Origin of the sequence: Mesorhizobium sp. B1-1-6 (assembly GCF_006443035.1) — a bacterium.
Taxonomy (GTDB): domain Bacteria; phylum Pseudomonadota; class Alphaproteobacteria; order Rhizobiales; family Rhizobiaceae; genus Mesorhizobium.
The window spans coordinates 200,930-219,451 of sequence record NZ_VFWR01000010.1 but is presented as its reverse complement, the minus strand read 5'-3'; the positions used below and the strand labels follow the sequence as shown (position 1 = coordinate 219,451).

Below are 18,522 nucleotides of genomic sequence, written 5' to 3'. Positions count from 1 at the left end.
CTTGCCCTGGCAGGTCGCGTTGGTTAGCTTCTGCGCATACGGCAATGGAGCCGATGGGGGAGATATGGCTCAAGTCGCGATCAGCAAAGTGGCCAAGGCGTTTGGAACCGTCAAGGTTCTGCACGAAGTCAGCGTCGATATATCTGACGGCCAATTCGTGGTGCTGGTCGGTCCTTCGGGTTGCGGCAAGTCCACGCTGCTGAGAATGGTGGCGGGGCTGGAGACCGTCTCCGGCGGCACGATCGCCATCGGCGACCGTGTGGTCAACCACTTGCCGCCGGCCAAGCGCGACATCGCCATGGTGTTCCAGAACTATGCGCTCTATCCGCACAAGACAGTCGAGCAGAACATGGCCTTTGCGCTCAAGCTGCGCAAAACCGATCCGGCCGTGGTTGCCGAGCGGGTCAAGCGCGCCGCCGACATCCTCGACCTCAACCCTTATCTGAAACGCTATCCCCGGCAGCTTTCCGGCGGCCAGCGCCAGCGCGTCGCCATGGGCCGCGCCATCGTGCGCAACCCGCAGGTGTTCCTGTTTGACGAGCCGCTCTCAAATCTCGACGCCAAGCTGCGTGTGCAGATGCGCACCGAGATCAAGGAACTGCACCAGCGGCTGAAGACCACCACCATCTATGTCACGCATGACCAGATCGAAGCCATGACCATGGCCGACAAGATCGTGGTGATGCGCGACGGCCGCATTGAACAGGTCGGCGCACCGCTGGAACTGTTCGACCGGCCTGCCAACTTGTTTGTCGCCGGCTTCATTGGCTCTCCGTCGATGAACCTGCTCAAGGGCGTCGCGCGCAAGGGCGGTGTCGACATCGCCGGCGCTCTGTTCCCGGTCGCGCCCGGCAGCGCTGCGGAGGAAGGGCGCGCCGTCGTCTATGGCGTGCGGCCGGAGCATCTCGAGATTCATGCCGATGGCGTGCCTGCCAAGATTTCGGTGGTCGAGCCGACTGGCTCGGAAACCCTGGTCTTCCTGCGTTTCGGGGACGGCGAGATGGTGGCGCTGTTCCGCGAACGCCACGACTTCAAGCCCGGCGATACGCTCAAGCTCAGGCCGCGGCTCGACCACATCCATCTGTTCGATGCCGAGACCGGCAAGCGTCTCTGATCTCAAACTCATTTCACGAGGAATATCATGCTCAAAGGGATCAATCCGCTCCTCAATGCCGACGTGCTCCAGGCATTGCGGGCGATGGGACACGGCGACGACCTGATTATCGCCGACACCAACTTCCCCTCCGATTCGGTGGCGCGCCAGACGGCGCTCGGGCGGCTGCTGCGCATCGACGCGCCGGCGGCGCAAGTCGTGAAGGCGGTGCTGTCGCTCTACCCGCTGGATACGTTCGTCGACGATTCAGCCGCGCGCATGGAGATCGTCGGCAAGCCGGACGAGATCCCGCCCGTTCAGCAGGAAGTGCAAAAGGAGATCGACGCCGCCGAGGGCAAGCCATGGCCGATGCTGCCGGTCGAGCGCTACGCTTTCTACGAGCGCGCCAAGCAGGCTTACTGCGTCATCCAGACCGGCGAGCGCCGGTTCTACGGCTGTTTTGCCTTCCGCAAGGGCGTGGTCCCGCCGGATGCGGAGTAGCGGCATGCTGGCCGGCAAGCCGATCGTCATCCTCGGAGTCTTCGTCGCCGACACGGCCTATCGCGCCGCGCGGCAGCCGCGCATGGGCGAGACGATCCTTGGAACGTCCTTCACCCTCGGTCCCGGCGGCAAGGGTTCGAACCAGGCGGTTGCGGCCGGTAAGCTCGGCGCCGAAGCAACCTTCCTCACGCGCCTCGGCGTCGATGCCTTCGCCGACATGGCCAAGCGCACCTGGAAGGACGCCGGCGTGAAGAATGCCGTGATCGATACGCCCGACAGCTATACGGGCGCTGCCTATATTTTCGTCGAGGAGGGCACCGGCAACAACGCCATCATCGTCAGCCCCGGCGCGGCGATGCTGATCTCGCCCGACGACATCGAGGCCAATGCCGCCCTGATTCGTGGTGCCGGCGTCTTCGTGACGCAACTCGAACAGCCCATCGAGGCGGCGCTGCGGGCGTTGGAGATCGCGCGCGGGGCAGGGGTGACGACCATCCTCAACCCGGCTCCGGCGGCCAGGCTCCCCGACCGCATCTATTCGCTCTGCGACTACCTCACGCCCAACGAGACCGAGACGGAGGAGTTGACCGGCACGAAGGTCGCCTCGGTCGATGACGCCCGCGCAGCCGCCGGCAAGCTGCTCGAAAAGGGCGCCGGCGCCGTCATCGTCACGTTGGGAGAGAAAGGCGCATTGCTGCACACGAGGGATCGGTCCGAACATGTCGCCGCCGTCAGCGCCGGCCCGGTGGTCGAGACCACGGGAGCCGGCGATGCCTTCAATGGCGGCCTGGCCGTCGCGCTGTCGCGTGGGATGGAGCCCCTGCAAGCCGTGCGCTTTGCTTGCGCCGTTGCGGGCATTTCGGTGACGAAGCCAGGCACCGCGCCGTCCATGCCGGACTTGCATGAGGTCGAGGCGCTGCTGGCAAGGGGCTGAGGCGTTTGAATGAAAGGCGCCTGAATGGTGGGCGATGACGGGCTCGAACCGCCGACATCTTCGGTGTAAACGAAGCGCTCTACCAACTGAGCTAATCGCCCGCTCCGGGCCGGACCTTTAAGCGGTCGGGGCCAGCTTCGCAAGGCCAAATGAGCGTGGGACGCCGTCGTTGCGGGCCGTATTTGCGAACAACACGCCGGCTGTCAAAAAACCTTCTCCAGTTTGATGTTATGATGGTTTCGTGCGCTTGACACCCGGTGGCGAACCCCTTATCCAGCGCCCAACGACGAACGCGGCTGACACGTGCTCGTCAATGCGCGGGTGTAGCTCAGTTGGTTAGAGTGCCGGCCTGTCACGCCGGAGGTCGCGGGTTCGAGCCCCGTCACTCGCGCCATTAGTTTCAAGGGGTTAGCTACCGCCCCTTGAAAAAGTTTCAACTCTCATTTTCCGGAGAGTTTCAACTTTTCGTATTCATTCCGTTCCTGGCCGAGCAGTTTCCTGCCCCTACGTCAGGCTGCGCAGACGGCTACCAGATTGACCGGCATGTACATCTTCTGGAGCGCCTTGTTCTGGTCGATTGAATTGGCCATCTTGGCCGAGATCGCCTCGATCGAAGCGCCGCTGGCGCGGCGTTGGCCTCGACCGCACCGGAACGCCCAACGTCCATGAACCGGGCGGGCCGAGGGGGGACGCATCGCGATATTCAAGCGGTTCAACCGCTACGGCACCGGTATAGTCTCGGTTTGTGTGAAGACTGCATGTCCGGCCGTGAACACTACGGTATTGGCTAGCAGCGGAGAAATGCCCCCATCGTGCGGATAGACAAAGAATTTTTGCGGGCGCACGCGGATGCTTTCACAGGATCCCGTTAGGCAGGGCAACAAACTCAGGCCATCGTGAGGTCTGTTAGGCTGGTGCCCGATCGCGTCCATTATTGTGGGATAGACGTCGATCAACTGCGATTCTCCGTCAGATACCGCAAAATCAGAGTCCGATTGAGATGGCTTAATCATGAGGGTTGCCATCGACCTGCTTTCAAATGCTGCGGTGGTGCCTCCAAATGCGGTGATGCCGGAGTGATACGGCGGACTCATCTCTGAGCCACCGAGTCCATTCAAAAAGCCTGCCCACCCGGACCCGTGGTCAGATTGTATGACGATAATGGCGTCGTCATAGCGGTCCAGTCGCTTGAGCTCTTGCAAGAACTCCACAACAAGCTTCATGGCGCAACTGGCCTGAGACCTATAGGCAGCCTGGACCCCGACCGCCGCACGTTCGGGATCGACCATGCAATTTGCATCGAGCACGTAGGGGCCATGAGGAAGGATCGCTTGGAACAATGTGTATCTACCGCGTGCGGCAAACCGCTGTTCATTCGCGATCAGATATTTCATCCCCACAACAGCCTGAAATGGATGGACGCCTTGTTCTACGGTCTTCGGGATGTAGCTTTCCGCTTTGCGCTCAAATACTGCGCTAATCCGCTCGCCGGCCGAGTGTCCCCACCCCAAGGCCTCATTTGTCAAGAAATTTGGAAACAATTTTGCAAACAATAATCCAGAAAATTCGACAATTTGCGGGTGTTTGAGCGAGTATTGGTACTTGGTGATCTGCTCTGGCGTGAAAAATACATCTGCAACATTTGTCTGCAATATCTCCGGAAGCCCCACAACATCAACTGCGTAACCATCCGTCCGAAGATCTTTCAGCAATCCTTGATCGAAGGCCGCCCTCCAGGCGGGAAAGCTTCCATTCCGAAATATGGTGCCGGTCAGATAGCTCGCAACCGACGACAACGTATAAGGATAATTTGAAATATTCCGGCGCATAAACGTAAACCCGCGAAAAATGCTCCGGTCATTCATCTCTTCGATCGCGGCAAGTGCAAAATCTGACTGCATCTCATCGAGATGAAAGTGATATATATTTGGAAGGTCCGAGCGGCCATTTATAGACAAGCCGGATTTAGGAGAGTTTTCGGTTTCAGCCGGTGGCACCGGCAGGCCCGCAGCGACAGTGGCCAATCCGGCAATTAACGCGATCGACAGGATGGCAAAAACCCGAACCAGCGTGCCTAGAGTCGTAACTGCACCCACCGCCAACAGCGCGACCAAGATGGCAACTTCTACCGCAGTGATGGAGATGGGCTCCGGGCTTGCGAATGATGCGCCATCTAAGCGACTCAGCTGAACGGGGGCAAAAACGTCGGCGAGTAATACGAAGGCCCCTAGAAGCAAATACGCCTTTTTTACGAAATCCCGAATTCCGAACAAGGTTAGAGTGGATACAAATATCAAAATAAATGCGCCACCATAAATGAAAATAGTGGGAAGCCAAATATCATACCCCAATTCCTTGGCGTTTTTCGCATAAAGTTCCAATGGAAAAAATACGAAAAGAACTAATATTGGAAACAGTAAGGCGAGAAATGCCATCGAAATTCTAACAATGCGATTGGAATTAATGCCCATTCGAAAATACCCGATGAAGTACCATCTCTTTTTAATTCATCGCCTATCGAATTGATAAAGTGTACGGCCGGTGGCCGACACTGTTTGTTTCTTCGCAATGCGGGAAACGGACGTAAGTGCGCATTCGAACGAAGAAGGGTTATAATCGGGGAAGATATCCTCTCGAAGAGCAAGCATCTGTCGAATTGTTGGATCATCCTTGGGGACGAACTCGATTATGCCGGTGGGAGCAACGTCAACAATCCATTTGACGGCCTGGTGCAAAGGCACGTTTCTGCCAATGGCAAGATGGTGCTCAAAAGCGAGAGCAAGAACCGCATCAGCTCTGAATCTCGACGAGAAACCCTTTCGTTCCTTCTGAGCCCATCCTTGATCAGGGCTGGGGTTCGCAGCATCCAGCCACAACGGAAGAAAGTTCATTTTAGCTGACGCGGCCCGCAAAAATCCGATGTCGACTGCGGTCTGATCGAAATCGAAGCCAACTACCGCTTTCGCGCCACCCTCCAAAGCGGCGACCGAAAAGTCGCCAGTATTGCAGCCCAGATCGATTGCGGTGGCGACTTGGCCGGATGCCGCGAAATCGTGGATCATTTGCCGCTTTGTCGAGGCCTCTTGACTGGAGTAGGTGTTCATACTCGCGTATGCGCCCCACACAGTCTTGCCGGTGTCGGCCGGCTCTAGACGTGCGATCCACCGGCGCAATTGGGATAAAATGCCGTGATACCCCGCCCGCGGTAGCTTTCTGCTTCGGCTAACCCTTTTGACAGCGTTGCTGGGATCATTCACGGAGCTCTGTTCAAGGCGACTTTGCAGCGTGACGTGGGTCAACATGTTCCACGAAAATCGCTCAGAAAATGTGAGCAAGCGAGCAAAATCGCGGGTGGAAATGCCCTCCAGCGCACCCCTGAACCATGAATTGTGGGCGATTCCCTTCACAGCTCGGAGAAGCAGCGGATTAAGAAACTGCTCGCAGAATTGTCTGTGACCCGTCCAATACTCCCCGTCCCGATATGGCCTAACAGAGAGGATATCGATGAAGATGGGCTTGGAGCCAACGAACTGCACATTGTAGGCGCTTGCGTCAGAAAGGACAAAATTCTCGGTCAATAGTTGTATTTGCAGGTCAAGATGATGCAGGGCTGCTGCCTTCAACGCACCGAAAGACCATTCGTAGGGATAGCTCACGAATGGTATCGCTCCGTGTTCCAACACGTAAGCTGGTTTTCCTACGACCTCGGGCCAATCTGCGGGGGCGACCTCACTGGTCCGGACTATTTTATCCAGCTCGGCGTAACGTAGCAGGATGCCCGCATCCCGGGCGGCCTCATAGCTCGCTTTGCCCTGGTCGGTCACTGTGCGGAAAACCCGGCCATCGGAAACAAAGACCGACCCGGAAGGATCTCGGAACGATCCATCCTCAAAAACTAGTCCTGAACCTTTCATTTCCGGTCTGTACGATTCTTACCGAAAATGCGCGCCAACAGCAGTTTGAGGCGATTGTAATAGATGGTTAACACGGTGGTGCCCGCCGCGACACCTGCAATCAAGCCCTGCAGCAGCATGCTCCCGGTGCCCGGGTCGAGATATGCGTGAGCCGACACCGTCAGACTCAATAAATATAGCATCCCAAGTGAAGCTGTCAGTCTCATCTTGTACAAAGGCCCATACTCCCCATCGGCTCTGCGCGCGGTTGCTGTTTAATGCGCCTTTAATGCGATCCAACGCGTTTGACCAGACATTTGTCACAAATCTTTCACACTTCGAGAAACTTGTGGTGACGGAAATGGCCGCGACAGCGTGTCGCTAGTGAGCCACTCTGTCGCTGTGCGGCGCCAAACATTTCGGATTTTTGCGATCGAACATGTCTCCGCCAAAATGGTCAACGAACGCCTTCGTCGCGGCGGGTCGGCGAAGTGAAGGCGATAGTCCTCATATTTGCCGCTCTACCATATCGACGGCACGTGCCCGTTCGATGAGTGATGGCGCCGGGGGTTAACACGATTACGTTTGGCATCAGTGGGAGGTCGGCTTCTCGGTTGCTGCCGCTTGGGCGTCGATTGCGTCGCTCCTTGACCTGCAACATCATGGCGTGGGGCTGCTTGAATAACGATGTACTTGGCGCCGTGCCGAGCCAAGGTGGCCGGCGCCCTTTTTTGGGGGCGGGTGGGGTAAACCCGACTTGCAGGACGCCGGCCAGGCGGGTTGGGGTCCGCCAAGAAGTATAATGCCAGAAAACCTTCTGGTTCGATATTCCGCGATAACGGAACATCTGCGCGACATGCGCGAGTTCCAGCCGATCTCAAGGGGCTTGTGGTTCGGCTGTTCATCCCTAGCGTAGATAGCGCATATCGGCTTTCTGGCCGCAGATATTGAAGGTGTAGACGTTGTGCTTCTTGTGCGCCGCGCGCCATCATGCGGACGGCCGGGAGAGGCGGGGAGCCCGTCGACCGTAGGCATAACGGCTCTCGGGAAGACGCCTTTTATGGCAGCTCTGCTATCTACCAGCCCTGCCGACTATACCAGTCGTCGACGTCTCGGCGTACGCGATCCTTCTCGATGCCGTAGCGTTCCTGGATAATGCCCTCAAGCTGATCGCGTTTGCCGGCGATGCGGTCGAGATCATCATCAGTGAGCTTGCCCCACTGCTCCTTGACTTTACCCTTGACCTGCTTCCAATTTCCTTCGACGCGGTTCCAATCCATTGTGGCTATCTCCTGAATCACACATGGAAGAACGGGTGTATCGCCATGAGGTTCCGGTGGGCCAAATCCCCGCCGATCACCGCCAGCGGGAACGCTGCGGCTGCGCTTGGCATCAGTGATGATGTGCGCCGGCTTTCTTGTTTCCCTCACGCGTTGTTCACGGCGGCGCCAGCCTGAAGTCGCTCCCCTCTGGCAGCAATTGCCCGCCATCGACGACAATCGTGGTGCCGGTGATGTAGCTGGCATCGTCGGAAGCCAGGAACAGGAAGGCATTGGCGACATCGCGCGGACTGCCCAGCCGGCCGAGCGGAATGGCGTCTTCCATGTTCTTGATGAAGGCAGCACCCCGGTGAAGCTCCATTCCCTCGGTGAGAATGTTGCCGGGTTCGACGCCGTTGACGGTTATGCCGTAGCCGGCGAATTCGAGCGCCGCCGAACGGATCAGCCCGTTTATGCCTGCCTTGGTCGCGGAATAGTGGCCGTGGCCGGGACTGGTGACGTGCGGTCCGGTGATCGAGGAGGTGAACAGCATGCGCCCGCGGCGCTGCGCCTTCATCGGCACCAGTGCGGCCCGAGCGGCATTGAAACTGCCGCGCAGATTGACCGCCATGACGCGATCCCAGTCGTCCGGGCTGGTGTTCTCCAGCAATTGCCAGGGATAAATGCCGGCGTTCTGGACGATGATGTCGAGGCGGCCGTGGCGCGTGAGCGCCAGCGCGACGGCGGCCTCGACATCGGCCAAAAGCGAGATGTCCGTACCGATGAAGGCGGCGTCAAGTTCACTGGCGGTCGCTCGCCCCACCTCGATCTCGGTGTCGGCAAGTACAAGCCTGGCACCTTCTTCGGCGAAACGTTGGGCGATGCCCTTGCCGATGCCGCGCGCGGCGCCGACGATCAGCGCCACCTTGCCCGACAGTCTTCCGGTCTCTGGCCCTACGGTCATGCGAGCCTCTGGCGAATGGTTTGCTTGAAGGCGTCGAGCAGGACCGCCGCCAGCACCAGCAAGCCGTGAATGACCTGGGTGAAGTTGGCGGGCAGGCCCATCAGATTGATCGCCGTGTTGATTGCCGACAAAAGCAGCACGCCGGCATAGACGCCGGGTAAGGTGCCGACGCCGCCTTTCAGGCTGACGCCGCCGATGACGACGGCGGCAAAGGCGTTGAACAGCAGGCCGACGCCGAGATTGGCGGTGGCGCCCGATGTGCGGATGGCGAGCAGCCAGCCGGCAAGGCCGGCTATGGCGCCGGCAAGTACGAACGCGATGATCAGGTTGCGGTTGACGCGGATGCCGGCGCGGAAGGTCGCCGTCTCGTTGCCGCCGATCATCACCAGATGCCTGCCGAAAGGCGTCTTGGCCATAATCAGCGAGAAGACGACGAAGCAGGCGATCGCGATCCAGGCGGTGAGCGGCAGACCGATCAGCCGCTGGATGCCGAACCAGCGGATGGCAGGCGCCAGATCCTGCGCCGAGCGGCCGCCCGAAATGACCAGCACCAGGCCGCGCACCCAGATGTAGGAGGCCAGCGTGATGATGAAGGCGCTCATCTTGACCTTGACGACCAGGAATCCGTTGAAAGCGCCGATGACGCCGCCGACGGCAAGCGCCAGCAGCAGCGAGACCGGCACCATCAGCCAGTCCGGATGCAACTGTACGCCGAAGCCGATGCCCGAAGAGCAGAACAGGATGCCGACCACCATGGCGCTGAGCGCGGCCACCGATTCGACCGACAGGTCCATGTGCCCGGCGATGATGACCAGCGCCAGGCCGATCGACATCACGCCTAGCACGCTGGAGGCTTCGATGATGTTGGCGAAAATACCGAGCTGGAAATAGTTGGGAATGAAAAGGGAGAACACCACCAGCACGAAGACCAGCATGAACCAGACGAGATTATCGAGGACGAACTCGAGGATTTGACGGGTGCGGGGGCTCATGGGCTGATCCGGTTTGGGTTCGAATGCCGCGGCGGCTCTATGCCGGGCAATTCTGCCGGGCAGGGCGGCTCCGGGCGGGTGGCCCGGAGCCGTTCTGGGGAAGGTTTATTCGACGGGCTTAACGGTGTCCGTCGGCGGCTTCTGGTTGCCCCAGAAGGCTGGATTGTCGACGTTCTCCTTGGTGATCGCGGCACCCGGGATCTTGATGTTGGGGCCCCAGGCCTCCTTGGTCACCACTGATTTCAGCCCAAGCACGTCATAGTCGCCGGGCTTGATTTCCTGCTTGTTGACGACCTTGTCCATGAACATGGCGACGGCCGCGGCCTGCGCGTAGAGCGGCTGTTCGACTTCGACGTTGAGCCAGCCCTTGCGGATCAGGTCGAGGCCGACCGGCGCGCCGTTCGAACTCATCAGCATGACGTCGCCCGGCTTCTTGCCGGCGGCCTCGAGCGAGGCGACGGCGGCGACCGAAAGATGCGCGGCGTGGCTGAAGATCAGGTCGATGTCGGGGTTGGCAAGCATCTGGTCGGCGACGATGGTGCCGGCGTTGCTGGCCTCCCATTGCATGGCCGGCAGCGAGATAATCTTGACGTCCGGGAACGCCTTCATCTTCTCTTCAAAGCCTTTCTGGATGTCCAGCGTGTAGGGATCGCCGGGGTCGCCGAGCACCTGCAGGATCTTGCCCTTCACAGCGCCGTTCTTGGCCTTCAGCAGCGCTTCGGCCTGTTCGGCGGCGACGTGGCCGATCTCGACAGTGCCGGCTACCGAGGTGAAGTCGGACGGAGTGGAGGTGATCTGGCGATCGAATTCCACGACAGGTATGCCGGCCGCGCGCGCGGCCTCGATCGACGGCTTCAGCGCGTTGAAGTCGACGGCGGCCAGGATGATCGCCTTCGGTTTCAGCGCGATGACGTCGTTCATCTGCGATTGCTGGGCGTCGGTCTTGTTGTCGGCGTTCAGCGTCTTCATCTCGTAGCCGACCTGTTTCAGGAACAGTTCCAGCGCGCTCACCGAGCCGGTCTGGAACTCATCGAGCAAGGTCGGCACCATGTAGTAGACGGTACCCTTGGACTGGGCGAATGCCGGCGTGAGCGTGGCAACTGCCAGTGCCAGGATACCTAGGACAGAAAGAAGTATTCGTTTCATGTCGTTGGCTCCTCTAGTGCCGGACCCCTCTTTTGTCCCTCAGCCCGCCGGTCCGGCACCGGCAAGCGTCTCCCCGGTGATCATGTTGATCACCGCATCGGGACTTGTTTTGTTGCGTGCGACATCGCCGGCCACGACGCCTTGCCGGATCACCACGATCCGGTCTGCGACCTGGAAGGCCTGCTGCATGATGTGGGTGATGATGACGACGCCGATGCCCTGGTTCGCCACTTGGCGGATCATGTCGAGGCCGCGCCGCGTCTGTTCGACGCCAAGCGCTGCGAACGGCTCGTCGAGCAGCACAAGCTTGCCGCCCCAGTGCACGAAGCGGTTGAGCTCGATGGCTTGCCGCTGGCCGCCCGAGAGATGCTCGACATTGGTGCGCAATGACGGAATACGGGTGCCGGCGCTGGCAAGCGCCTTGCCGACCACGGCCTCCATCGCCCGCTCGTCGAGCACTGGAATGCCGAGCACCTTGCGCGTGATCTCACGGCCCATGAAGAAATTGGCCACCACGTCGACATTGGTGCACAGCGACAGGTCCTGATAGACGGTCTCGATGCCCGCCGCCTTGGCCTCGGCGGGGGATTTGGCAAGGAACTCCTTACCTTCGAACAGCATGCGGCCGGAGGTGGGCTCCAGGCCGCCGGCGATGATCTTGACCAGCGTCGACTTCCCGGCGCCGTTATCGCCCAGCAACGCGACCACCTCGCCCTTGCCGATCGAGAAGCTGATACCCTTCAGCGCCTGGATCGCGCCGTAGTTCTTGGTGACGTTGTCGAGCACCAGCAAGGGTGCGCTCATCAGGCAACCTCCCTGGCTGTCAGAATATCGCGGCCGCGTTCGCGCTCGGCGGTGAACATCTGGCCGAAGCGTGGCGACAACACGCCAGAGACGGCCAATGCGGCCGCGCCGCGCAGCACGGCTTGCTGGCCGCCGCCGGCGACGACGATGCGTGGCGTCTTGCGGTCCTTGCGGGCCGAAACCGAATTGTGCAGAGGCGCAGCCGATCTCGCCAGGCGTTCGAGCAGGTCCGGGGCCGCCAGCCCGCCGAGCACGACCGTCTCGGGGTCGAAAAGGTTCTCGATGATGGCAATGGCGTTGCGGAAGATCGGGCCGACCTCGGCGACCCAATCGGCATCGCTGCCCTTCCAGCGCCCTCGCGCTTCGAGCGAGACATAACGTTCGAGGCAACCGCGATTGCCGCACGGGCAAAGCTCGCCATTGGGAACGACGGGAATATGGCCGATCTCGCCGGCATTGCCCCAGGCGCCGCGCAGCACGCTGCCGTCATGCATCATGGCGCTGCCAAGTCCGACGCCGAAATAGAGATAGTAATATTCGGAATGCTGGGCGCCGATGCCGTAGAGGCGCTCGCCCATGGCGGCCGCAGCCATGTCGCCGTCGAAAAAGGCCGGCAATCCCGTCGCCGCCGTCAGCCGCTCGCGCAGCGCCACGTCCTTCCAGCCGGCCATTGTGGTCGGCCCGATGAAGCTCATCGTGTCCACGCCGAACGGGCCGGGAAGCGCCATGCCGATGCCGATGACGCGGCCCGCGGCGCGCGTTCCGGTCAGGTCGCGGACCATGGCGCGGACCTGGTCGAACGCATGATCGGGCGTCGCGTTGGGGGCCTCGCGGTGCAAGCTGTCGATCACGTCACCGCTGAGATTGATCAGCGCCGCGTCGATCCCCAGCGGCGTCAGGTGGATGCCGACGGCATAGCCGCCCTCGGGATTGATGCGCAGCGTCGCCGGTGGCAGGCCACGGCCCTTCGGCTCCTCGCGTACGGACAGGACGTAACCCTGCTCCTCCAGTTCGCGAACGATGGTCGATACGGTTTGAACGGTGAGGCCGACGTGCCTGGCGATATCGCCTCTGGCGATGGGGCCGTACCGGCGGATCGATTCGAGCACGATGCGCCGGTTGTACGGCCGCCCGAACTCCTGATTGGTCCCTCGCAATGCCATGCCTTGCGTCCCCGGTTGAGGCAAGGTTGGCACCAAATATTTATTCAGTCAAATGGAATTCAAAAATGCGCCGCATTTGAGGGCGCGCCCGCTACGGCGGAAAAGCCGGCCGGTGTCCGGCTGATCACCGCGCCCTAGATAGCGGGACATGGATAAGATTTATGTCTTGCTGATTTTCGCCGCGGCCATTGCCATCATCTGCCTGGGCGGCAGATGGAACACATCTGATACCGACCACTATATGGGCTTCGACAATTTGCGGTCGCCTCGAAAGGGAAAAGCCCTGAACGGCGACAAGGATGCGAAAAAGCAATGAGGACGGCGCGGGATGGCGGCGGCCTGGGCCCGTGCGTTAGAGATACTGCGCGACCTTCTTGCCGACCGTGAGGAAACGCAAAGGATCGATCGCTTCGCCATTGTGGCGGACTTCGTAATGCAGATGCGGGCCGGTCGAGCGACCGCTGCTGCCGGTCTTGCCGATGACAGCGCCGGCATCCACTTTTTCGCCCACGGTCACGTCGATTTCGCTGAGATGTCCATAGCGCGTGGCAAATCCATTGCCGTGATCGACTTCGACCATGCGGCCATAGCCGCCATTCCAGCCCGCCTTGGTGATCACGCCTGGCGCGGTGACCTTGGCCGCCATGCCGATCGGCGCCCTGAAGTCCATTCCCGAATGCAGGGCGGCCGTGCCGAGGATCGGGTCGGTGCGCACGCCGAACGGGCTGGTAACGGAATGACCGGGTGCGGGATTGGCGAGCGGCAGCCGGCGTGCTTCCTTCTTGAGTTGGTCGAGCGTGTCCAGCGCCTCGTCCAGTTCCTTGACCTTGCTGTCGAAAAACATCGAGCTGTCGAGCGGGATCAGCGGTCCGCCGACATCGCTTTCGTTCTTGCCGAAATCACTGTCGACCGGCAGTCCGGCCGCCTCGAGCGCCTGGGTTATGGCGTCGGCATTCTTGTAGGCGTTATCAGCAAGTATGCTGATGCGCGTGAGCTGGTCGTTCTCGATGGATTTCAACGACTTGTTGATCGAAATGAACAGTTTGTCGGCACGATCGGCGGCTGAATCGTTCGGCAGCGGATCGGAGCGGGTCGCCCACAGGGAGAACGGCCTGGTGTCGGCGGTGCCAGTGGCGGCGCCGAGGCTGGCCAGCGCGTAGCTTTGAGCAGGCTGGGCGATGCTGCCGGTCACTTCGGCGTGTTTGTCAGGCTTTGCCGGCACTGCCGGATCTTCGGCCGTCGCTGCGCCGACTTCATTTTCGGCGCGGTCGAGTAGCGGGCCGAGGCGGCCGTGGCGCTGGCTGAGCTGCGTCTGGCGCTCCAAAAGCTCGCTCACCTTGGTTTCCATCAATTGCTGGTCAAGCAACTGCCGGCTGGTGATGCGGTCGACCTGGGCGCGAAGCGCCGAGATGCGGTCTTCGTAAGCCTGCTGCATGCGCGCCTGGCGCGCGGTCGTGGCGCCGATCAGGTCGTCGCGCAGCACGAGATAGGAGGTGGCCAGCAGGTAACCGATGGCGATCGCCGCCAGCGCCGAACCGAGAAATACAACCAGCCAGGGCCGGATCGTGAAGTGCCTGATCTCGCTGCCGCGGGCGATGATGACTGTATGCGGTTCCTTGCGCCTGCCAAAGATCGCGGACTGACCGGTTGCGTTCACGGGACCAAGCTTTCGTTTACGACACCACGACAGCCCGACTACACATTATTAAGGTTAACAAAGCTTTGCCGAAGCAAGATGCCGGCAAGAATTGCCCGCAAAGCGAGCATGGGGTTGCTTCGCGTCGCTTTCTGAAAACAAGGGCGCGGAGGCGCCCCCTCAAATCGCCCGCACAGCTTCCAGCACCTCCTCGGCATGGCCCTTGACGCGGACCTTGCGCCAGATCCTGGCGATGCGCCCGTCGCGGCCGATCAGGAACGTCGCGCGCTCGACACCCATGTATTTGCGGCCATACATCGATTTTTCGACCCAAAGGTGGTAGGCCTCGATCACCTTGCGCTCCTCGTCGGAGGCAAGGTCGATGCTAAGATCGTATTTCGACTTGAACTTGTCGTGCTTCCTGGCGCTGTCGGGCGACAGGCCGATCACGACGGCGCCGGCCTTCTCGAACTCCGGCTTCAGCTGCGAAAAGCTGATCGCTTCGGCGGTGCAGCCGGTGGTGTCGTCCTGTGGGTAGAAGTAGAGGACGACAGGTCTGCCGGCAAAGCCGGCCAGGCTGAGCGAACCACCGCCGTCCCGCGGCAACTCGAATTGCGGCGCGGGATCGCCCACATTGAGGTCAGCCATATCCATGCCCTTGTTTGAGGTTACGCGCGAAGCCACACCGATATAGTGTCGAGCGGGGATTCGTCCACGAGCGAGTTCGTAGAACGGAAAATTGCGTGGATCAGGAGCAACCGCAGCACGAGAAGATCAGGTTCAGGCGGGATGAAATCACCGACCTGGGCGCCTTGCCATCGGCTTGCCGCGTTCCGCCGCTCGGCCAGGCGGCGATCGGGCGCGGCTTTCGTATCCTATCGCGGCTGTTTGCCGGCGCCGTTGCGCTGGTGCTGCTGGCGGGGGTGGCTGTCTATCTCATCGGTGTCTCCGGAATAGGGGCCGACCGGCTGCGCGTCGAGGCGGAGGCCGCCATCGAGAAGCTAGCGGGTGTCGATGTCGATGTTGCGGTCGGGCCGGCCCGCATCACCCTCGACAGTTCGAGCTTCGTCGCGCTCCAGGTGAGCGACGTCAGCCTGAAGGCCAGCGACGGTAAACCCATGGCCGATGCGGGCAGGGTGCGTTTCGGCATCCGCCTGCTGCCGCTGCTTCGAGGCGAGGTGCGGCTGACCAGCGCCAGGATTTCCGATGCGCGCATCGTTACCGCGGCGATGCCGTCGGGCGGCGACTGGACGGCCGAACTGCGCAATCGGGACGGGCTGATCGATCCCGAAAAACTGTCCGATTCGCTCTTTGCCAACATCAATCACGCTCTCGATGCGGTGCGCGAGGAATCGCTGCACCGTATCGATCTTCACAATGTGGCATTCGTTTTGCCCGACACCGAGGCGGTCAGGTTGATCACAGTCGCCGACGCGGTCGTCCTGCAGTCGGGGACAGGCGGCATGGAGTTCTCCTCGCAGGCAAATGTCGACGGCAAGGCGGTGACCGTCGCCGCATCCGCCAGCCGCGATGCCGTGACCCGGCGCGTGATGTCGCTGGATGCCACCGTCGGCATCGCCGAAGACGGCGGCGAAAGCGGCGCAATGGCGTCCGGCGGCAAGTTGGGGGCGCTCAGCGTGACGCTCAAAGGGTCGCAGGGGGCCGACGACACCGCGTCGCGGCTGACGGCTGCCCTGTCGTCCAGGGGATCGGTGCTTGATCTCGGCACGCGTGGCCTGTTGTCGGCCGATGTCGATGTCGGCGCCACGCTCGTCCGCGGCAGCAACAAGATCCAGGTGGACAGGCTGTTGCTGAAGACCGGCCGCTCGACCTTCGATTTCGCCGGCTCGATCGGACCCAGGCCCGCGACCGGCGCCGCCGGAGAGGAGCCGGCCTACCGATACGATCTGACCAGTGACGGCTCGACACTGGCGCCTTCGGAATCGCCGGAGCCAGCGCTCACCTTCCTTGCCCGCATCGCCGGCGTCTACCAGACCAAAAGCCATAAATTGGTAGCCGATCAGATCGCAGTCCGGTCGGCCGCTTCCAGCGAGGTCCTTGGAACCGCGGCCGTGCAGTTCGTTGACGGCAAGGCTCCCGGCATCAATCTGGCGCTCAACGTGCACGACATGCCGGTCTCGCACGTCAAGCAGCTTTGGCCATGGTTTTCGGCGCGCAACGCGCGGCTCTGGGTATTGGACAATCTGTTCGGCGGCCGCGTCGTCGACGCCAATCTTCAATTCCAGGTGGTGCCTGATCGCCTCGGCAATGGCGTGCCGCTTTCCGCCGACGAGGTGTTCGGCCGCTTCCAGATCGAAGGATCGCGTTTCGACACGGCTGGCCGCATTCCGCCGATACGCGATGCCGTCGGTGTCGTCGCCTTCCACGGCAATGACGTCGATATCTCCCTGTCCTCTGGCAACGTCTTCATGCCCAGCGGCCGCACCGTGGCGGCCAGCAACGGCACGCTGACCGTCAAGGCGGCCAACCGCCCGCCGGTCGTCGGCGCGCTCGACATCGACGTTGCCGGCGAAGCGTCCGCGGTCGCTGAACTTGCCTCCTACGAGCCGATCAATGCCATGCGCCATGTCGGCTTCCTGCCCGAAGACCTGTCCGGCAGCGTCACCGGCCATGTCAGGGCCGATATTCCGCTGCAATCCGGCGTCGACAGCTCGAAGCTCGATTGGCTGGTATCGCTCGACTACAGCGGGCTTTCCTTGGCCAAGCCGTTCGAAGGCCAGACCGTGACGGATGCCGATGGTTCCGTCACGGTCGACCCTGAAAAGGCTGTCATTTCCGCCAAGGCCTCCTTGAACGGCATTCCGGCCGAACTCGACCTGATCGAGCCGCTGGAGGATGGCGGACCGGCACGCAGCCGCAAGGTGGCCCTGGTGCTCGACGACAAGATCCGCGCCGCCGCCATGCCGGGGCTGGCCCCGTTGCTGGGCGGAACAGTGAAGGTAGCGATCGACAAAAGCGGGGAGGGCAACCAGAACGTCTCGGCCGACCTGACCAATGCCAGGCTCGACATTCCCTGGGCCGGATGGAGCAAGGGGGCAGGGGTCCCCGCAAGTGCTACATTCATCATGACCACGTCCGGCGACACCACGACGCTGTCCGACTTCGACCTCGACGGCAAGACATTCTCCGTCGACGGCAACATCGTGCTGGTCAACGGGGCCCTGTCCTCGGCAAAGTTCAGCAAAGTCGCCCTGAATCGCGGCGATGACGTGGCGGTGTCCGTCAAGCGATCGGGCAGGGGCTATGCAGTCAACATCAACGGCAATGCCCTGGATGCCCGCTCGCTGATCAAGCAATTCACCTCCGACGTCGACACCGCGACCAAGACGACGGGCGCCGACGCGATTTCCGTCAGCGCCGACGTCGATCGGCTGACCGGTTTCCACGACGAGCAACTGTCCAACCTCAAGCTCGACTACAGCGCGGCCGGTTCGAAGGTGAACGGGCTGAAGGTCAGCGCCACTGCAAGTTCGGGAGCCGCCATAGCCATCAGCAACACGAGCAGCGCCGGCCGGCGCTCGCTTAACGTACAGTCGGCGGACGCCGGTGCGATACTGAGATTCCTCAACATCTACGAGCACATGGAAGGTGGGGCGATTGCCCTGGCCTTGTCAGGAGCGGGCGACGGGCCGATGAAGGGCAAGGTGGACACGACGAACTTCTTCGTCGTCAACGAGCCGAAGCTCGCATCCATCGTCTCGACCACGCCGGCAGGCGACAGCCGCAGCCTTAATCAGGCGGTTAAGGGCAAGCTCGACACCTCGCGGGTACAGTTCGAACGCGGCTACGCCGAGATCGAGAAGGGCAGCGGCTATCTCAGGCTGGCCAACGGCGTGCTGCGCGGTCCCCGCATCGGCACGACGTTCCAGGGCACGCTCTATGACCAGAACAACAATATGGACATGACCGGCACCTTCATGCCGGTATACGGCCTCAACCGCATCTTCGGTGAACTGCCCATCGTCGGCGCGCTTTTGGGCAATGGCCGCGACCGCGGCCTGATCGGCGTGACCTACCGGCTCAAGGGCAACGCCAACAAGCCGCTGCTCGACATCAACCCGCTCTCGGTGATCGCGCCGGGGATATTCAGGTCGATCTTCGAGTACCGGTGAAGGG

At 61.4% G+C, this 18,522-nt stretch carries 17 protein-coding genes and 2 tRNA genes; 6 read left to right on the top strand and 13 right to left on the bottom strand.

The annotated features are described in order from the left end of the window. Positions 1–64: 64 nt before the first annotated feature. From ugpC to rbsK, 3 genes are read left to right on the top strand one after another with little or no spacing between them, the layout of a single operon-like run. Positions 65–1,114 (top strand): sn-glycerol-3-phosphate ABC transporter ATP-binding protein UgpC, encoded by a 1,050-nt coding sequence (gene ugpC, locus FJ979_RS21125; protein ID WP_140515762.1) that lies wholly within the window; start codon positions 65–67, stop codon positions 1,112–1,114. A 27-nt stretch (positions 1,115–1,141) separates the two neighbouring features. Beyond that, entirely contained in the window at positions 1,142–1,594 is a 453-nt protein-coding gene (locus FJ979_RS21120; protein WP_140515764.1) for an RbsD/FucU family protein, read from the top strand. Between the two features lie 4 nt (positions 1,595–1,598). After that, a complete protein-coding gene (gene rbsK / locus FJ979_RS21115; RefSeq protein WP_140560598.1) occupies positions 1,599–2,528 on the top strand; it encodes a ribokinase in 930 nt (309 codons plus the stop codon). A 25-nt stretch (positions 2,529–2,553) separates the two neighbouring features. On the opposite strand, the gene FJ979_RS21110 is transcribed toward rbsK, so the two are convergent. After that, positions 2,554–2,629, bottom strand: a tRNA-Val gene (locus FJ979_RS21110). Positions 2,630–2,845: 216 nt separating this feature from the next. Between FJ979_RS21110 and FJ979_RS21105 the strand changes: the two genes are divergently transcribed. Further along, positions 2,846–2,922 (top strand) — tRNA-Asp (locus FJ979_RS21105). 115 nt (positions 2,923–3,037) lie between these two features. Here FJ979_RS21105 and FJ979_RS21100 read toward each other — a convergent pair. The 10 genes from FJ979_RS21100 to FJ979_RS21055 form a co-directional block, all read right to left on the bottom strand. Further along, complete coding sequence (locus FJ979_RS21100; protein WP_140583413.1) at positions 3,038–3,223, bottom strand: hypothetical protein; 186 nt, start codon at positions 3,221–3,223, stop codon at positions 3,038–3,040. Between the two features lie 24 nt (positions 3,224–3,247). Next, on the bottom strand, positions 3,248–4,963 hold the full coding sequence (locus FJ979_RS21095) for a sulfatase-like hydrolase/transferase (RefSeq protein ID WP_181181804.1): 1,716 nt from the start codon (positions 4,961–4,963) through the stop codon (positions 3,248–3,250). A 72-nt stretch (positions 4,964–5,035) separates the two neighbouring features. Beyond that, on the bottom strand, positions 5,036–6,442 hold the full coding sequence (locus FJ979_RS21090) for a class I SAM-dependent methyltransferase (RefSeq protein ID WP_140583407.1): 1,407 nt from the start codon (positions 6,440–6,442) through the stop codon (positions 5,036–5,038). Next, positions 6,439–6,561 (bottom strand): hypothetical protein, encoded by a 123-nt coding sequence (locus tag FJ979_RS33375; protein ID WP_281406007.1) that lies wholly within the window; start codon positions 6,559–6,561, stop codon positions 6,439–6,441. Before FJ979_RS33375 ends, FJ979_RS21090 begins: the two co-directional genes overlap by 4 nt. 936 nt (positions 6,562–7,497) lie before the next feature. Then, positions 7,498–7,701 carry a CsbD family protein gene (locus FJ979_RS21080; protein ID WP_140493912.1) on the bottom strand — a complete coding sequence of 68 codons (204 nt, stop codon included), beginning with the start codon at positions 7,699–7,701 and terminating at the stop codon, positions 7,498–7,500. A 157-nt stretch (positions 7,702–7,858) separates the two neighbouring features. Continuing rightward, complete coding sequence (locus FJ979_RS21075; protein ID WP_140583404.1) at positions 7,859–8,644, bottom strand: SDR family NAD(P)-dependent oxidoreductase; 786 nt, start codon at positions 8,642–8,644, stop codon at positions 7,859–7,861. Then, positions 8,641–9,636: an ABC transporter permease gene (locus FJ979_RS21070; protein WP_140556947.1), complete on the bottom strand. Its 996-nt coding sequence runs from the start codon at positions 9,634–9,636 to the stop codon at positions 8,641–8,643. Before FJ979_RS21070 ends, FJ979_RS21075 begins: the two co-directional genes overlap by 4 nt. Positions 9,637–9,741: 105 nt before the next feature. After that, positions 9,742–10,782, bottom strand: coding sequence for a sugar ABC transporter substrate-binding protein (locus FJ979_RS21065; protein WP_140515774.1), 1,041 nt, complete (start codon positions 10,780–10,782; stop codon positions 9,742–9,744). A gap of 39 nt (positions 10,783–10,821) precedes the next feature. Beyond that, positions 10,822–11,586 (bottom strand): ATP-binding cassette domain-containing protein, encoded by a 765-nt coding sequence (locus tag FJ979_RS21060; protein WP_140583401.1) that lies wholly within the window; start codon positions 11,584–11,586, stop codon positions 10,822–10,824. Continuing rightward, positions 11,586–12,749 carry an ROK family transcriptional regulator gene (locus tag FJ979_RS21055; protein WP_140515776.1) on the bottom strand — a complete coding sequence of 388 codons (1,164 nt, stop codon included), beginning with the start codon at positions 12,747–12,749 and terminating at the stop codon, positions 11,586–11,588. Before FJ979_RS21055 ends, FJ979_RS21060 begins: the two co-directional genes overlap by 1 nt. Positions 12,750–12,897: 148 nt before the next feature. Here FJ979_RS21055 and FJ979_RS32620 point away from each other — a divergent pair, with 148 nt between their 5' ends. Beyond that, a complete protein-coding gene (locus FJ979_RS32620) occupies positions 12,898–13,065 on the top strand; it encodes a hypothetical protein (protein WP_181168489.1) in 168 nt (55 codons plus the stop codon). Positions 13,066–13,101: 36 nt separating this feature from the next. Here the strand turns inward: FJ979_RS32620 and FJ979_RS21050 are convergent, their stop codons facing one another. Together FJ979_RS21050 and FJ979_RS21045 are read right to left on the bottom strand one after the other, a co-directional pair. Then, the gene (locus FJ979_RS21050; protein ID WP_140583398.1) at positions 13,102–14,406 is read right to left on the bottom strand and encodes a M23 family metallopeptidase; all 1,305 of its coding nucleotides are present in this window, start codon (positions 14,404–14,406) and stop codon (positions 13,102–13,104) included. Between the two features lie 159 nt (positions 14,407–14,565). Beyond that, on the bottom strand, positions 14,566–15,033 hold the full coding sequence (locus FJ979_RS21045) for a peroxiredoxin (protein ID WP_140583395.1): 468 nt from the start codon (positions 15,031–15,033) through the stop codon (positions 14,566–14,568). Between the two features lie 95 nt (positions 15,034–15,128). Here FJ979_RS21045 and FJ979_RS21040 point away from each other — a divergent pair, with 95 nt between their 5' ends. Next, entirely contained in the window at positions 15,129–18,518 is a 3,390-nt protein-coding gene (locus tag FJ979_RS21040; RefSeq protein ID WP_140583392.1) for a DUF3971 domain-containing protein, read from the top strand. Positions 18,519–18,522: the final 4 nt, after the last annotated feature.

Coding starts and splice junctions, on each gene's coding strand:
- FJ979_RS33375 (WP_281406007.1), bottom strand. CDS start 6,561: ATGCTGCTGCAGGGCTTGATTGCAGGTGTCGCGGCGGGCACCACCGTG.
- FJ979_RS32620 (WP_181168489.1), top strand. CDS start 12,898: ATGGATAAGATTTATGTCTTGCTGATTTTCGCCGCGGCCATTGCCATC.
- FJ979_RS21055 (WP_140515776.1), bottom strand. CDS start 12,749: ATGGCATTGCGAGGGACCAATCAGGAGTTCGGGCGGCCGTACAACCGG.
- FJ979_RS21070 (WP_140556947.1), bottom strand. CDS start 9,636: ATGAGCCCCCGCACCCGTCAAATCCTCGAGTTCGTCCTCGATAATCTC.
- ugpC (WP_140515762.1), top strand. CDS start 65: ATGGCTCAAGTCGCGATCAGCAAAGTGGCCAAGGCGTTTGGAACCGTC.
- rbsK (WP_140560598.1), top strand. CDS start 1,599: ATGCTGGCCGGCAAGCCGATCGTCATCCTCGGAGTCTTCGTCGCCGAC.
- FJ979_RS21080 (WP_140493912.1), bottom strand. CDS start 7,701: ATGGATTGGAACCGCGTCGAAGGAAATTGGAAGCAGGTCAAGGGTAAA.
- FJ979_RS21090 (WP_140583407.1), bottom strand. CDS start 6,442: ATGAAAGGTTCAGGACTAGTTTTTGAGGATGGATCGTTCCGAGATCCT.
- FJ979_RS21120 (WP_140515764.1), top strand. CDS start 1,142: ATGCTCAAAGGGATCAATCCGCTCCTCAATGCCGACGTGCTCCAGGCA.
- FJ979_RS21100 (WP_140583413.1), bottom strand. CDS start 3,223: ATGCGTCCCCCCTCGGCCCGCCCGGTTCATGGACGTTGGGCGTTCCGG.
- FJ979_RS21095 (WP_181181804.1), bottom strand. CDS start 4,963: ATGGCATTTCTCGCCTTACTGTTTCCAATATTAGTTCTTTTCGTATTT.
- FJ979_RS21065 (WP_140515774.1), bottom strand. CDS start 10,782: ATGAAACGAATACTTCTTTCTGTCCTAGGTATCCTGGCACTGGCAGTT.
- FJ979_RS21060 (WP_140583401.1), bottom strand. CDS start 11,586: ATGAGCGCACCCTTGCTGGTGCTCGACAACGTCACCAAGAACTACGGC.
- FJ979_RS21075 (WP_140583404.1), bottom strand. CDS start 8,644: ATGACCGTAGGGCCAGAGACCGGAAGACTGTCGGGCAAGGTGGCGCTG.
- FJ979_RS21045 (WP_140583395.1), bottom strand. CDS start 15,033: ATGGCTGACCTCAATGTGGGCGATCCCGCGCCGCAATTCGAGTTGCCG.